Raw genomic sequence first — 13,725 nt, 5'->3', positions numbered from 1 at the left:
ACCCCGACCCCCGCAATTCCCCCGTACCGCAAGGAGATCCCCGTGGCAGTCGTCGCGGAACCCACCCGCCGGGGCCGTCGCAGCGGGCCGCAGGCGCGCCGCGAGGCCCGGATCGGCCTGCTCTTCGTCCTCCCCTGCTTCCTGCTGTTCCTGGCGTTCCGGTTCGGTCCGGGCATCGCCGGGGTGCTGATGAGCTTCACCGACTACACCCTCACCGGGGGCGGCAGCTTCATCGGGCTGGACAACTTCACCCGGCTCTGGGACGACCCGCTGTTCTGGCAGGCACTGAAGGTCACCGTGCTCTACACGGTGCTCGCGGTGCCGGGCACGCTGATCGCCTCGGTGTCACTGGCCCTGATCACCCGCCGCGCCTTCCGCGGCGCCAAGTTCTTCCGCTCGGTGTTCTTCCTTCCAGTGGTCACCTCGCTGGTGCTCGCCGCCACCGTCTTCGTGTGGATCTTCTCGACCGGCGGCCCCTGGTCCACCCTGATGGGCTGGTTCGGGATGTCCGAGGGCTCCTGGCTCTCCGACGACGTGCTGGTGCTGCCCGCGCTCGCGCTGGTGGGCGTCTGGTCCCGCTTCGGCTACGGGATGCTGATCCTGCTGGCCCGGATGCAGGACATCCCCCGGGAACTGGAGGAGGCGGCCCTCACCGACGGGGCGGGGGCCTGGCAGCGGTTCCGGTACATCGTGCTGCCGCAGCTCAGGCCCGCGCTGTTCTTCCTCGCCGTGATCGAGACGACGGCCTCGTTCCAGGTCTTCGACGCGGTGTACACGATGACCGGCGGCGGCCCCGCCAACGCCAGCTACACGCTCGTCTTCCAGCTCTACGACGCGGGCTTCAAGTACTTCGACCTGGGTTACGCCTCCGCCATCGGCGTCGCGCTCTTCGCGCTGACCGTGGTGGTCGCCGTGGTCCAGCGGCTCGTGATCGGGAAGGACCAGTGACCATGACCGCAGCACCCGCCACTCCGAAGGCCCCGCCCGCCGCACCGGCCCCGGCTCCGAAGGACCGGGCCGCCCGCCGCGCCGAACGCAGACTGCGCAAGCTCGCCGACCGGGAGACCGTCCCGCACGGCATGCGGCCCACCCGGGCCGGACGGATCGGGCGCGCCGTGCTGCTGACGGTGGCCGCGATCGTCACGGTCTTCCCGTTCTACGCGATGGTCGTGCTCTCCCTGAAGCCGTCCGCGGCGGTCGAGTTCCCCGGCAGCCTGCTGCCGTGGCCGCTCAGCGGCGAGGCGTACGACACCGTCATGAACGCCCAGGACGTACCGCGCTGGCTGGTCAACACGCTGCTCTACTCGGTCGTCTCGGTCGTCGGCGTGCTGCTGCTCGCCTCGCTCGCCGGGTACGCCTTCGCCAAGAAGCGCTTCCCGGGCCGGGAGACGATGTTCTGGTCGTTCCTGTCGATGGTGATGGTCCCGTACCACGTCACGATGATCCCGACCTTCGCGATGATCGCGAAGCTGGGCGGCGTGGACACGTACTGGGGTCTGATCGTGCCGACCCTGGCCAACGCCCAGGCGGTGTTCCTGATGCGGCAGTTCATCCAGGGGCTGCCGGACGAGCTGTTCGAGGCGGCCCGGCTCGACGGCTGCAACGAGTGGCAGATCTTCTACCGGATCGTGCTGCCGCTGCTGAAGCCGATCCTCGCCACCCTCGGCGTCTTCGTCTTCCTGTGGCACTGGAACGACTTCCTGTGGCCGCTGGTCATCGGCCAGTCCACCGACATGCGCACCCTCACCGTCGGCATCGCCTCGCTCCAGCAGCAGAACGTGCCGCTCAATGTGGTGCTCTCCGGCTCCGTCATCGCGTTCGTGCCCATCTTCGCCGCGTACATGGTGGGCCAGCGCTACTTCACCGAGGGCGTCACCGCGTCCGGAATCAAGGGATAGCCACACATGTTCACCGATGAGGCCGCGCTCGAAGAGCGGCTCGCCACCCCCTCCCCCGCGCTCGTCGCCGACCTCGGCCGCCTCGAAGGCGATCTACTGGTGCTCGGCGCGGGCGGCAAGATGGGCCCCAGCCTCTGCCGGCTGGCCCGGCGCGCGCTGGACGCCGCGGGCCGCGCGGACGTGACCGTGTACGCGGTCTCCCGCTGGTCGGACCGGTCCGCCGCCGAGGAGCTGGAGGCCGCCGGGGTCACCACCGTGGCCTTCGACCTGATGGACCCGGCCGCCGACCTGGCCGCGCTGCCCGACGCCGGGAACGTCGTCTTCATGGTCGGCGCCAAGTTCGGCTCCGCCGGGGCGCCCTCGCACGCCTGGGCGGTCAACGCCGCCATGCCGGACCGGGTGGCGCGCCGCTGGTCGGACGCGCGGATCGCCGCGTTCTCCACCGGCAACGTCTACCCGCTGGTGCCGGTCGCCTCCGGCGGCTGCACCGAGTCCGACCCGGTCGGCCCGGTCGGCGAGTACGCCATGTCGTGCCTGGGCCGGGAACGGATCTTCGGCCACGCGGCACTGACCCGGGGCACCCGGGTCGCCAACATCCGGCTCAACTACGCGGTCGACCTGCGCTACGGCGTCCTCGCCGACATCGCGCACCGGGTGCACACCGGCGAGCCCGTCGACGTGACCACCGGGCACGCCAACGTGGTGTGGCAGGGGTACGCCAACGAGGTCGCCCTGCGCTCGCTGCTGCACGCCACCGACGGCGAGGCGTTCACCCTCAACCTCACCGGCCCGGAGACCGCCTCCGTGCGCCGCCTCGCCCAGTGGTTCGGCGAGGAGTTCGGCACCGAGCCCGTCCTCGCCGGCCAGGAGGCGCCGACCGCGCTGCTCTCCGACGCGAGCCGCTGCCACGCCCTGTTCGGCTACCCGGACGTGACGCTGCGCACCCTCGTCGAGTGGCAGGCCGACTGGCTGCGCCGCGGGCTGCCGCTCTCCGGCAAGCCCACCAAGTTCCAGGTCCGTGACGGAAGGTTCTGATCCACCCCATGTCCACTCCCTCCCCTGTGCGGACCCCCGCCCTCGACGCCCTCGCCCAGGGCGCGGTGATCCCCGCGCACCCGCTCGCCCTGCACGACGACGGCTCCTTCGACGAGCGCCGCCAGCGTGCGCTGACCCGCTACTACCTGGCCTCCGGCGCGGGCGGCGCCGCCGTCGCCGTACACACCACCCAGTTCGAGATCCGCGAGCCCTCGGTCGGCCTGTTCCGGCCGGTGCTGGAACTGGCCGCCGAGACGATCGACGCCGAGGCCGGCCGGCCGTTCGTCAAGGTCGCCGGGGCCTGCGGCTACACCGCGCAGGCGGTGGCGGAGGCCGAGACCGCGGCCGGGCTGGGGTACGACGCCGTGCTGCTCAGCCCGGCCGTGCCCGGCGCCGACGAGAAGGGCCTGCTGGAGCGGGCCCGGGCGGTCGGCGAGGTGCTGCCGGTGATCGGCTTCTACCTCCAGGAGGCCGTCGGCGGCCGGTACCTGTCGCCGCGCTTCTGGTCCTCGTTCACCGATCTGCCGAACACGGTCGCGGTGAAGATCGCCCCGTTCGACCGCTACCGCACCGCCGACGTGATCCGGGCCGTGGCCGCCGCGGACCGGGCCGCCGAGGTGGCGCTGTACACCGGCAACGACGACGACATCATCGGCGACCTGCTCACCCCGTACGAGACGGCGGGCGGCGCGCCGCGCTGGTTCGCGGGCGGGCTGCTGGGGCAGTGGGCGGTGTGGACCGGCTCCGCGGTGACGCTCCTGGAGGACGTGCGCCGGGCGCGCGGCGGGGACCACGCGGCGATGGTCCGCTGCCTGGCCCGGCGCCCCGAGCTGACCGACGCCAACAGCGCGGTCTTCGACGTACGCGGCGCGTTCCGCGGCTGCATCGCCGGGGTCCACGAGGTGCTGCGCCGCCAGGGCCTGCTGGCGAACATCCGGTGCCTGGACCCGGCCGAGACGCTCTCCCCCGGGCAGGCCGAGGAGATCAGCAGAGTGGCCGCGGCCTACCCCTGGCTGACTGACGACGCCTTCGTCGCGGAGCACCTCGATGACTGGCTCTCCTGACCCCTCCGGCCGCCCCCGGGTGGTCGTCGCCGTGCCGCCGGGCCTGCGGGCCCAGCTGTTCACCGCCGAGGTGTGGGCGGAGCTGGGCCGGGCGGCGGACCTGGTGGTGCCGGACGACCACCGCGACCGGGCGGCGGTCGCGGCCGCGCTGCCCGGGGCCCGCGCGCTGATCACCGCCTGGGGGGCGCCGAAGGTGGACGCCGGACTCCTGGCGTCGGCCGACCGGCTGGAGCTGGTGGCGCACACCGGCTCGGCGGTCGCCCCCTACGTCACCGAGGAGGTGTTCGATCGGGGCGTCCTGGTCACCCAGGCCGGGGACGCGATGGCCCGCCCAGTCGCCGAAGTGGCGCTGGCCTTCACCCTCGCACTGCTCCACCGGGTCCACCGTTTCGACCACGCCCTGCGCGGCGGGGCCGAGTGGGATGCGGCGGGCGAGGCCCCGCCGCGCCACGAGATGCACGGCAGCGGCATCGGGGTGATCGGCGCCTCCCGCACCGGCCGCGCCTACATCGCCCTGGCGCGGGCCATGGGGGCGCGGGTGTCCGTCACCGACCCGTACCTCTCGGAGACGGACGCCCGGGAGCTCGGGGTGGAGCCGGTGCCCCTGGAGACCCTGCTGCGGCGCAGCCGGATCGTGGCCGTGCACGCCCCGGTCACCGAGGCGACCCACCGGATGCTCGGCGCCGGGCAGCTGGCGCTGATGCCGGACGGGGCCGGGCTGGTGAACACCGCCCGGTCGTGGCTGGTCGACGAGGAGGCGCTGCTGGCCGAGCTGGCGACAGGCCGTCTGGACGCGGCGATCGACGTGTTCGACGCGGAGCCGCTGCCGGTGGACCACCCCTTCCGGGCCCTGCCCAACGTCCTGCTCACCCCGCACCAGGCGGCGGGCACCGTGGAGTGCCGGCGGCGGCTCGGGGCGAGCGCCGCCGACGAGGTGCTGCGGCTGCTGTCCGGACGGCCCCCGCTCCACGCGGTCACCGCCGACGCCCTCGCCCGCCTCCACTGACCGCTGATCGCCCCTCACCCCCCGTACCCGTCAGGAGAACCCCTTCATGCGACTGATGCGTGTCGGCGAGCCCGGCCACGAGCGCCCGGTCCTCGTCGGCCCCGAAGGCCGCCACTACGACCTGTCCGGCATCACCGGCGACATCGACGGCGCGTTCCTCGCCGCCCTCGCGGACGACCCTCGCCTGGTGCCCGACGTGTCGGCGCTCCCGGAGACCGACATCACCGGCGAGCGGATCGGTGCCCCGGTGGCCCGCCCCTCCGCACTGCTCTGCATCGGCCAGAACTACGCGGCGCACGCCGCCGAGTCCGGTGCCGAACCGCCCGAGCAGCCGATCCTCTTCTACAAGTCGCCGAACACCGTGGTCGGCCCGTACGACGACGTGCTGATCCCGCGCGGTTCGAAGAAGACGGACTGGGAGGTGGAGCTGGCCGTGGTCATCGGCCGCCGTGCCTCCTACCTGGACTCCCCCGCCGACGCCGCCGCGCACATCGCCGGCTACGCCGTCAGCAACGACGTCTCCGAACGGGCCTTCCAGCTGGAGGAGTCGGGCGGCCAGTGGTCCAAGGGCAAGAGCTGCGCCACGTTCAACCCGCTGGGCCCGGTGCTGGTGACGGCCGACGAGGTCGGCGACCCGCAGGCCCTGCGGCTGCGCAGCTACGTCAACGGCGAGCCCCGGCAGGACTCCGGCACCGCGGACATGATCTTCGGCGTGGCGCATCTGGTGCACCACCTGTCGCAGTACCTGGTGCTGGAGCCCGGCGACGTCATCAACACCGGTACCCCGCAGGGTGTGGCGCTGTCCGGCCGCTTCCCCTATCTGGGCCCGGACGATGTGATGGAGGTCGAGATCTCCGGCCTGGGCCGCCAGCGCAGCGTCTGCCGGCCCGCGTAGCCGCGGGCCGGCCTCAGTCCTCGGGGAGCTCGACCGGGGCGATGTCGTCGAAGACGTCGCCGGGGCCGGGGTTCGTCGGGTCGGTCGCGCCGCCGAACTGGGTCATCACGCCCCAGACGGCGTTGAGCGCGGTCTGCACGGCGCCCTCGGCCCAGCCCGCCGTCCAGGAGATGTCGTCCCCGGCGAGGAACAGGCCCCGCCGGTCGGCGGGCAGCCGGTCCTGCATGAAGTGGGTGAACAGCCGCCGCTGGTAGCGGTAGTGGCCGGGCAGGTTGGCCTTGAACGCGCCCATGAACCAGGGCTCGTTCTCCCAGGAGACCGTCACCGGATTGCCGATGACGTGCTTCCTGATGTCGACGCCCGGATAGATCTCGCCGAGCGACTTGAGCATGACCTCCATGCGCTCGTTCGGGGAGAGCGGCAGCCACTTCAGGCTGTCGTCGCACCAGGTGTAGGAGAGGCAGATGACGGCGGGCCGGTCGGGTCCGTCGTCCAGCAGGTAGGTGCCCCGGGTCATCCGGTCGGTGAGCGTCATGGACATGGTGTCGCGCCCGGTGGCCGGGTCCCTGTCCAGCCAGAACGGGCGGTCGACCGGGACGAACAGCTTGGACGACTCCATGTAGTGGGTGCGCTCCATCGCCGTCCAGTGGTCGATCGGGAAGAGCGCGTCGTCGCAGTCGATCTTGGAGAGCAGCAGCCAGGACTGGCCGGTGAAGATCGCGGCCGGGAAGGTACGGATGTCGCCGGTGGCATCGGTGACGGTGATCCGGTTCCCGGCGGTGCGGTGCAGCCGGGTCACGGCGCCCCGCGGCTCACCGTCGTGCAGCGAGGAGAGCGACGTGCCCAGCGGCCAGTGGACCATCTTGCGCGGTTCGCGTTCCCAGAGCCGCGTCGGGAGCTGCTGGCTGCCGCCGACGATGCCCCGGTGGTGGTCGTCGGCCTCGGTGTAGACGACGCGGAGGATCTCCAGGATGGAGTTGGGGAAGTCGGTGTCCCAGCCGCCGGTGCCGAAGCCGACCTGGCCGAAGATCTCCCGGTGCCGGAAGGACGTGAAGGCCTCCGAGTCGCAGAGGAAGCCGTAGAAGGTCTGGTTGTCGAGCTTGCGGACCAGCTCGGACCAGATCTCCCGGATGCGCGGTACGTCGCGCTCGCGCATCGCGCGGTTCATGTCGGAGAAGTCCGCGCCCTCCTCCAGGCAGCGGTTCCAGGCGTCCATCACATCGCGGTAGACCTGCGGCAGGTCGTCGATGGTCCGCGCGTAGTGCGACTCCCCCTTGAGGTCGACGACGGTCGACGGGGTGGCTTCGGCGAGCGGGTTGGGGAACGGCCTGGTCTCCAGGCCGACCAGGTCGATGTAGTGCTGGAGCGCGGTGGAGGACGGCGGGAAGCGCATCGCGCCCATCTCCGCGGTGAGGTCCGCATCGCAGCCCTCGAAGCCGACGGTGCGCAGCCGTCCGCCGATCCGGTCCGCCTCGTAGACGACGGGCCTGAGGCCCATCTTCATGAGCTCGTAGGCGGCGACGATGCCGGAGAGTCCGCCGCCGATGACGGCGACCTCGGTGCCGTGCGCGGTCGCGGGTATCTGCCCGATGCCCGCGGGATGGGCCAGGAAGTCGTCGTACGCGTAGGGGAAGTCCGGTCCGAACATGGTGATCGGCTCGGTGGCGTCGGTGTGCTGGACGGCGTTGGGCACCGTGGACGTCATGGGGTACGGACTCCTTGCGCGGATGAGAGGGGTGATGCGACGGGGGCGGGCTCAGACGAGCGAGCGGTAGAGGCCGGGGCGGCGGTCGCGCAGATACGGGTTGGCGGCGCGCGAGGCGCGCAGGAACGCGGGGTCCACCTCGCCGACGACGAGTTCCTCCCCGCGCCCGGCCCGGACCCGGGCGGTGCCGTCGGGGCCCGCCAGGCAGCTCAGCCCGACGAACTCGTACGCGCCTTCCTGGCCGGTCCGGTTGACGTACGCCACGTACATCTGGCTCTCGAAGGCGCGGACCGGCACCAGGGACTCGGCGACGAACGGGAAGGGGTGCATCAGCGCGGTGGGCACCAGCAGCAGATCGGTTCCGGCCAGCGCGTGGGCGCGGACGTTCTCCGGGAACTCGACGTCGTAGCAGATCAGGATGCCGACGCGGACGCCGTCCAGTTCGGCCTGGACCACGGGCTGCCTGCCCGGGGTGAACCACTTCTGCTCGAAGTCCCCGAAGAGGTGGGTCTTCCGGTAGTTAGCGAGCGCCGCACCGTCCGGGCCGATCAGCCGGGCGGAGTTGAAGAGCTTCTCGTCCGCGCGCTCCGGGTAGCCGTACAGGACGGCGAGTCCGTGCCGTGCGGCGATCTCGGCGATCCTGCCGGCGGACGGGCCGTCGGCGGGCTCGGCCAGCAGCGGCACATCGGCGCCGATCGCGTAACCGGTCAGGAAGAGTTCGGGGCAGACCAGCAGCCGGGCACCGGCCTGGGACGCCCGCCGGGCGGCCGCGTCGAGGGCCTCGATGTTCCGCTCGACCCGCCCGGGGCGTCCGGAACTCTGGAGCAGGGCGGTGCGCAACGGCGGCATGGCTGACCTCGGGCGATACGGGCGGGCGGGGACGTATCGACCGTACGGTTCGCCGATCGCACCGGACAAGGCGCGAGCGTTGCGCGTCCACCGTCGATCCATTGCGTGTCGGGGGCCCTGCGCGGCGATTCATTGCGCACGGCGTCCTCGCAGGCCACGAGCGTGACCTGGGTCTCACACCGGCCCGGCGCTCTTCGCCTGCTCGGGAGCGCCCGCGGAGTAGCGCCGCAGCAGCGGCGACAGCACCAGGACCGATTTGGTCCGCTCCACGTACGGCTCGCCCGCGATCCGTTCCAGGACCTGTTCGAAGTGGCGCATGTCCGCGGCGAAGACCTGCACGATCGCGTCGGCCTCGCCGGTCACCGTGGACGCCGAGGCGATCTCCGGGTAGCGCGCCAGCCCCAGCCTGATCGCTTCCGGAGAGGTGTTGCGGCTGCAGTAGATCTCGATGAAGCCCTCGGTCTCCCAGCCCAGCGCCGCCGGGTCCACCCGGACCGTGAAGCCCGTGATGGCGCCCTCGGCGCGCAGCCGGTCCACGCGGCGTTTCACGGCGGGGGCGGACAGTCCGATCATCGCGCCGATGTCCGCGTAGGACCGCCGGGCGTCTTCGGCGAGGGCGTGGACGATGCGTTCGTCGAGGTCGTTCAGGCGCACGTCGGGCGGTTCACTTCTCTGCGATGGCCGGTTCTCGGGGGCGGCGCGGGCCGCCCCCGAAGTAGACCACGGCCGCGCCCCGCCGGGCGCGACCGTCACCGGTCAGGACCGGTCAGAAGGGGAAGCCCGAGCGGCCGTGCTGCACCGAGATCCACTTCTGCGTGGTGAAGGCCTCGATCATGGCGTCGCCGTTGAGGCGGCCGAGGCCGGAGCTCTTCTCGCCGCCGAAGGGAACGATCGGCTCATCGTGGACCGTGCCGTCGTTGATGTGGATCATGCCGGTGTGGATGCGCCGGCCGACCCGGACACCGCGCTCGATGTCGCCGGTGTGCACCGCGCCGCTGAGGCCGTACGGGGTGTCGTTGGCGATCCGTACGGCCTCGTCCTCGCCGTCGAAGGGCACCAGCAGGGCGACCGGCCCGAAGATCTCCTGGGAGAGTACGGGCGAGTCGGCGGCCAGACCGGTCAGCACGGACGGGCTCACCAGATTGCCCTCGGTCCGGCCGTGCAGCAGCGCCGTCGCGCCGGCGGCCACGGTCTGCTCGACGAGCGTGGAGACGGCCTCGGCCTGCGAGGAGTTGATCAGCGGGCCGATCACGGTGGCCGGGTCGGCCGGGTCGCCGACCGGCAGGGACGCGACCTTGGCGACGAACTTCTCGGTGAACTCCTTCTCCACCGACCGGTCGACCAGGATGCGGTTGGCGGCCATGCAGACCTGGCCCTGGTGCACGAACCGGCTGAAGACGGCCGCGTCCACGGCGTAGTCCAGATCGGCGTCGTCCAGGACGATCAGCGCGCTGTTGCCGCCGAGCTCCAAGACGGCGCTCTTGAGGTGGGACGCGCAGACCGTGGCGACGTGCCGCCCCACCTTGTCGGAGCCGGTGAAGGAGATGACCTGCGGCACCGGGTGCTCCAGCAGGGCGTCGCCGATCTCGGCGATGTCGGTGACCACGACGTTCAGCAGCCCGGCGGGCAGCCCGGCCTCCTCGAACACCTTCGCCACCAGCGTGCCGCCGCAGACCGGGGTGTTCTGGTGCGGCTTGAGCACCACCGCGTTGCCGAGCGCCAGGGCGGGGGCGACCGACTTCAGCGAGAGCAGGAACGGGAAGTTGAAGGGGCTGATGACGCCCACGACGCCGACCGGCACCCGGTAGACGCGGTTCTCCTTGCCCTCGGTCGGCGAGGGCAGGATCTGTCCGGTGGGCCGCAGCGCCAGCTGGACCGACTCGCGCAGGAACTCCTTGGCGAGGTGCAGCTCGAAGGCGGCCTTCAGCCGGGTTCCGCCCAGCTCCGCGACGATCGCGTCGCTGATCTCCGACTCGCGCTCCTCGACGATGCGCAGCGCCCGCTCCAGCACCGTCCGCCGGGCGTACGGGTTGGTCTCGCCCCAGGCCCGCTGGGCCTGCTCGGCGCAGCGGTACGCCTGGTCGATCTCCTCGGCCGTCGCGACGGTGATCGAGGCGAGCTTCTCGCCGTTGTACGGATTGAAGTCGATGATGTCCCAGGACCCCTTGCCCGGCCTCCACTCTCCGTCGATGTACTGCTGGGCCAGGTCGATGAAGAAGGACATGAGATCCCTTACCACAGAGGAATGGGCAACTGAGTGGGGTTCATGTTACTTACATTTCAATGGGGTTGACGGTGATAGCCCGGCCGCCCCGGCCTCGATCCGGACATCCTCCGGGACGGAGCGTTCGGACCCGGAGAAACCACTGCCCCGCCGGGTACGAACGACCGGGCGGGGCAGCGGAATCGGATGGCGGGGAGGATCAACTCCAGCTGGCGTGCAGCGGCTTGCCCTCGGCGTATCCGGCGGCGCTCTGCACCCCGACGACCGCCTTCTCGGCGAACTCCGCGAGGGAGGCCGCGCCGGCGTAGGTGCAGGAGGAGCGGACGCCCGCGATGATCGAGTCGATCAGGTCCTCAACGCCGGGCCGGGCCGGGTCGAGGAACATCCGGGAGGTGGAGATGCCCTCCTCGAAGAGCGCCTTGCGGGCCCGGTCGTAGGCGGACTCGTCCGAGGTGCGGTTCTTGACGGCGCGCGCGGACGCCATGCCGAAGGACTCCTTGTAGAAGCGGCCGTCGGCGGACTGCTGGAGGTCACCGGGCGACTCGTACGTACCGGCGAACCAGGAGCCGATCATCACGTTGGACGCGCCCGCGGCGAGTGCCATGGCGACATCGCGCGGGTGGCGCACGCCGCCGTCGGCCCAGACGTGCTTGCCGTACTTCTTCGCCTCGGCGGCACACTCCAGAACGGCCGAGAACTGCGGCCGCCCGACGCCGGTCATCATCCGGGTGGTGCACATGGCACCGGGGCCGACGCCCACCTTGATGATGTCGGCACCCGCCTCGATGAGGTCGCGCACGCCCTCGGCGGCGACGATGTTGCCCGCCACGATCGGGACCGCGGGGTCGAGCGCGCGGACCGCCCGGACCGCGTTGATCATGGATTCCTGGTGGCCGTGCGCGGTGTCCACGACGAGCGTGTCGACGCCCGCGTCCAGCAGCTGCTTGGCCTTGCCCGCGACGTCGCCGTTGATCCCGACGGCGGCGGCGATCCGCAGTCGTCCCTCGGCGTCGGTGGCGGGGGTGTACAGGGTGGCCCGCAGCGCGGCCCTGCGGGTGAGGATGCCGACGAGCCGGCCGTCGGCGTCGACCGCGGGGGCGAGCTTGCGGTTGGCGCCGTCCAGCTTGTTGAACGCGTCGCGCGGGTCTATGTCCGCGTCGATCAGCACCAGGTCCCTGGACATGACCTCGGTGAGCTGGGTGAAGCGGTCGACACCGGCCAGGTCGTGCTCGGTGACCACGCCGACGGGCCGCCGCTCGTCGTCGACGACGACGCCCGCGCCGTGCGCGCGCTTGGGCAGCAGCGACAGGGCGTCGGCGACCGTCTGGCCGGGAGCCAGCACGATCGGGGTGTCGAGCACCAGGTGCCGCGACTTCACCCAGGCGATGACGTCGGTGACGACCTCGATCGGGATGTCCTGGGGGATGACGACGAGCCCGCCGCGCCGGGCGACGGTCTCGGCCATCCGGCGGCCCGCGATGGCCGTCATGTTCGCCACGACAAGCGGGATGGTGGTGCCGGTGCCGTCGGGCGAGGAGAGGTCGACACCCTGGCGGGAACCGACTGCCGAACGGCCCGGGACCATGAAGACGTCGTCGTACGTGAGGTCGTAGGGGACCGAGGGGGACTCTGTGTAACGACCGGTACCGGGCTCAAGAAAACGCATAAGACTAATTTTTTCACACGAATCCGAGCAGGTCGCGTCCTCGAAGGCACAACAAAAGACACCCGCGTTCGTGCGTTCCTCCGAAAGAGGTCCGGCGGGAGTCCCGGGCGGGTGACCCCGCCTTGCCCGCGGACCTTACCCGAAGGGCGCTCGTATCATTCCCGATCATCTGACCTGGACCTGGTGACGAGAGGTCCGGTAGCTTCAAATTCGCAGGTCCCGCGGGTATCGCCAACACCCCGGAGGAGCAGCCGGAAGAGCTTCAACTTCCGTCATTCGTACGACCGGAGAGGATCACGACCCACTCGTGGAGAGCGAACTGCCGGACATCTACTGCCCGTTCCCCCAGCTCACCAACCCGAACGTGCCGCACACCAGGATCCACCTGGAGGAATGGACCCGCGACACGGGTCTGGTGCACCGTGATTCGGCCAGGGCCCGCTTCGTCCAGGCCGACTTCGGAGCGTTCGTCGGCATGGTGTACCCGACCGCCGACGCCAAGAACCTCGACCTGGTCGCGGACTGGTTCGTCTGGCTCTTTCTCGTCGACGACCAGCTCGACGACGGCCACCTCGGCCGCAGCCCGGAGCGGGTACGGGACGTGGTCGAGCTGATGCGGGACGTCATCCGGAGCGACACCCCGGGCACGCTGCCCGAGGGAGAGCTGCCCGCCGCCGTGACCGCCCTGGCCGATCTGTGGGAACGCACGACGCCGATGGCCGCCCCGCACTGGCGCACCCGCTTCGGCTGGCACCTGACCACCTACCTCACGACGACGACCACCTGGGAGGCGGGCAACCGGGCCTCGGGCACGGTGCCGTCCGAGGAGACCTACATCGCCAAACGGCGTCACACCGGGGCGATACATGTCTGCATGGACCTGATAGAGATCGTGGCCGGAATCGAGGCGCCCGAGTCGATCCACAACGATCCCCGGTTCATCACCGCGCTGGAAGCCTCGTGCAACGTCGTGTGCTGGGCCAATGACGTGTACTCGTACGAGAAGGAGCAGGTGCTCGGCGAGATCCACAACCTCGTCCACCTGGTCCGGCACCACCGCGGCTACGGCGAGCGACAGGCGCTGGAGCACGTCTGCGCGGAGATCACGACGGAGACGGAGCGCTTCCTCACCGCCGAGTCCGAGCTGCTCGCGGCCTACCCGCAGCTGTCCTGGATGCTCAGGCCGTACCTGGACGGCATGCAGAGCTGGATGCGCGGCAATCTCGACTGGTCGCGGCAGACCCCTCGCTACAACCCGGCGGACGTGAGCCAGTACAAGGAGCCGCAGGAGTATCTGGAGGCGCGGGTGCTGGGCGTGGCCCGGGACTGAGTCCCGCTCCCGGGACACGGGTCCGCCCGGACGACGTACGCGCCGTCCGGGCG

General features: G+C 71.2%; 12 protein-coding genes. 7 read left to right on the top strand and 5 right to left on the bottom strand.

Going from position 1 to position 13,725, the window contains the following annotated elements:
- The first annotated feature begins 42 nt into the window (after positions 1-42).
- Genes ACFCV8_RS31830 through ACFCV8_RS31805 form a run of 6 tightly spaced genes read left to right on the top strand, consistent with a single transcriptional unit; the run spans position 43 to position 5,898 of the window.
- The gene (locus ACFCV8_RS31830; RefSeq protein ID WP_376688964.1) at positions 43-948 is read left to right on the top strand and encodes a carbohydrate ABC transporter permease; all 906 of its coding nucleotides are present in this window, start codon (positions 43-45) and stop codon (positions 946-948) included.
- Between the two features lie 2 nt (positions 949-950).
- Positions 951-1,898, top strand: coding sequence for a carbohydrate ABC transporter permease (locus ACFCV8_RS31825; RefSeq protein WP_376688963.1), 948 nt, complete (start codon positions 951-953; stop codon positions 1,896-1,898).
- A 6-nt stretch (positions 1,899-1,904) separates the two neighbouring features.
- Positions 1,905-2,933 carry an NAD-dependent epimerase/dehydratase family protein gene (locus tag ACFCV8_RS31820; RefSeq protein ID WP_376688962.1) on the top strand — a complete coding sequence of 343 codons (1,029 nt, stop codon included), beginning with the start codon at positions 1,905-1,907 and terminating at the stop codon, positions 2,931-2,933.
- An 8-nt stretch (positions 2,934-2,941) separates the two neighbouring features.
- The gene (locus ACFCV8_RS31815; protein WP_376688961.1) at positions 2,942-3,997 is read left to right on the top strand and encodes a dihydrodipicolinate synthase family protein; all 1,056 of its coding nucleotides are present in this window, start codon (positions 2,942-2,944) and stop codon (positions 3,995-3,997) included.
- Positions 3,981-5,003 (top strand): hydroxyacid dehydrogenase, encoded by a 1,023-nt coding sequence (locus ACFCV8_RS31810; RefSeq protein WP_376688960.1) that lies wholly within the window; start codon positions 3,981-3,983, stop codon positions 5,001-5,003. Before ACFCV8_RS31815 ends, ACFCV8_RS31810 begins: the two co-directional genes overlap by 17 nt.
- 46 nt (positions 5,004-5,049) lie before the next feature.
- On the top strand, positions 5,050-5,898 hold the full coding sequence (locus tag ACFCV8_RS31805; RefSeq protein ID WP_376688959.1) for a fumarylacetoacetate hydrolase family protein: 849 nt from the start codon (positions 5,050-5,052) through the stop codon (positions 5,896-5,898).
- Positions 5,899-5,911: 13 nt separating this feature from the next.
- Here ACFCV8_RS31805 and ACFCV8_RS31800 read toward each other — a convergent pair whose 3' ends face one another.
- From ACFCV8_RS31800 to ACFCV8_RS31780, 5 genes are all read right to left on the bottom strand, one after another.
- Entirely contained in the window at positions 5,912-7,603 is a 1,692-nt protein-coding gene (locus tag ACFCV8_RS31800; protein WP_376688958.1) for a flavin monoamine oxidase family protein, read from the bottom strand.
- Positions 7,604-7,654: 51 nt separating this feature from the next.
- Positions 7,655-8,452, bottom strand: a complete 798-nt coding sequence (locus ACFCV8_RS31795; RefSeq protein ID WP_376688957.1) for a carbon-nitrogen hydrolase family protein — start codon at positions 8,450-8,452, stop codon at positions 7,655-7,657.
- Positions 8,453-8,626: 174 nt separating this feature from the next.
- Entirely contained in the window at positions 8,627-9,106 is a 480-nt protein-coding gene (locus ACFCV8_RS31790) for an Lrp/AsnC family transcriptional regulator (RefSeq protein ID WP_376688956.1), read from the bottom strand.
- 112 nt (positions 9,107-9,218) lie between these two features.
- Entirely contained in the window at positions 9,219-10,676 is a 1,458-nt protein-coding gene (locus ACFCV8_RS31785; protein ID WP_376688955.1) for an aldehyde dehydrogenase family protein, read from the bottom strand.
- 199 nt (positions 10,677-10,875) lie between these two features.
- Positions 10,876-12,342, bottom strand: coding sequence for a GuaB1 family IMP dehydrogenase-related protein (locus ACFCV8_RS31780; RefSeq protein WP_376688954.1), 1,467 nt, complete (start codon positions 12,340-12,342; stop codon positions 10,876-10,878).
- 307 nt (positions 12,343-12,649) lie between these two features.
- Here ACFCV8_RS31780 and ACFCV8_RS31775 point away from each other — a divergent pair, with 307 nt between their 5' ends.
- Positions 12,650-13,672: a terpene cyclase gene (locus tag ACFCV8_RS31775; RefSeq protein ID WP_376688953.1), complete on the top strand. Its 1,023-nt coding sequence runs from the start codon at positions 12,650-12,652 to the stop codon at positions 13,670-13,672.
- Positions 13,673-13,725: the final 53 nt, after the last annotated feature.

The sequence above is a fragment of the Streptomyces sp. NPDC056347 genome (assembly GCF_042262625.1).
Lineage (GTDB): Bacteria > Actinomycetota > Actinomycetes > Streptomycetales > Streptomycetaceae > Streptomyces.
This window is presented reverse-complemented; position numbering and strand designations above follow the sequence as displayed.

Coding starts and splice junctions, on each gene's coding strand:
- ACFCV8_RS31825 (WP_376688963.1), top strand. CDS start 951: ATGACCGCAGCACCCGCCACTCCGAAGGCCCCGCCCGCCGCACCGGCC.
- ACFCV8_RS31820 (WP_376688962.1), top strand. CDS start 1,905: ATGTTCACCGATGAGGCCGCGCTCGAAGAGCGGCTCGCCACCCCCTCC.
- ACFCV8_RS31815 (WP_376688961.1), top strand. CDS start 2,942: ATGTCCACTCCCTCCCCTGTGCGGACCCCCGCCCTCGACGCCCTCGCC.
- ACFCV8_RS31810 (WP_376688960.1), top strand. CDS start 3,981: ATGACTGGCTCTCCTGACCCCTCCGGCCGCCCCCGGGTGGTCGTCGCC.
- ACFCV8_RS31805 (WP_376688959.1), top strand. CDS start 5,050: ATGCGACTGATGCGTGTCGGCGAGCCCGGCCACGAGCGCCCGGTCCTC.
- ACFCV8_RS31800 (WP_376688958.1), bottom strand. CDS start 7,603: ATGACGTCCACGGTGCCCAACGCCGTCCAGCACACCGACGCCACCGAG.
- ACFCV8_RS31795 (WP_376688957.1), bottom strand. CDS start 8,452: ATGCCGCCGTTGCGCACCGCCCTGCTCCAGAGTTCCGGACGCCCCGGG.
- ACFCV8_RS31785 (WP_376688955.1), bottom strand. CDS start 10,676: ATGTCCTTCTTCATCGACCTGGCCCAGCAGTACATCGACGGAGAGTGG.
- ACFCV8_RS31780 (WP_376688954.1), bottom strand. CDS start 12,342: ATGCGTTTTCTTGAGCCCGGTACCGGTCGTTACACAGAGTCCCCCTCG.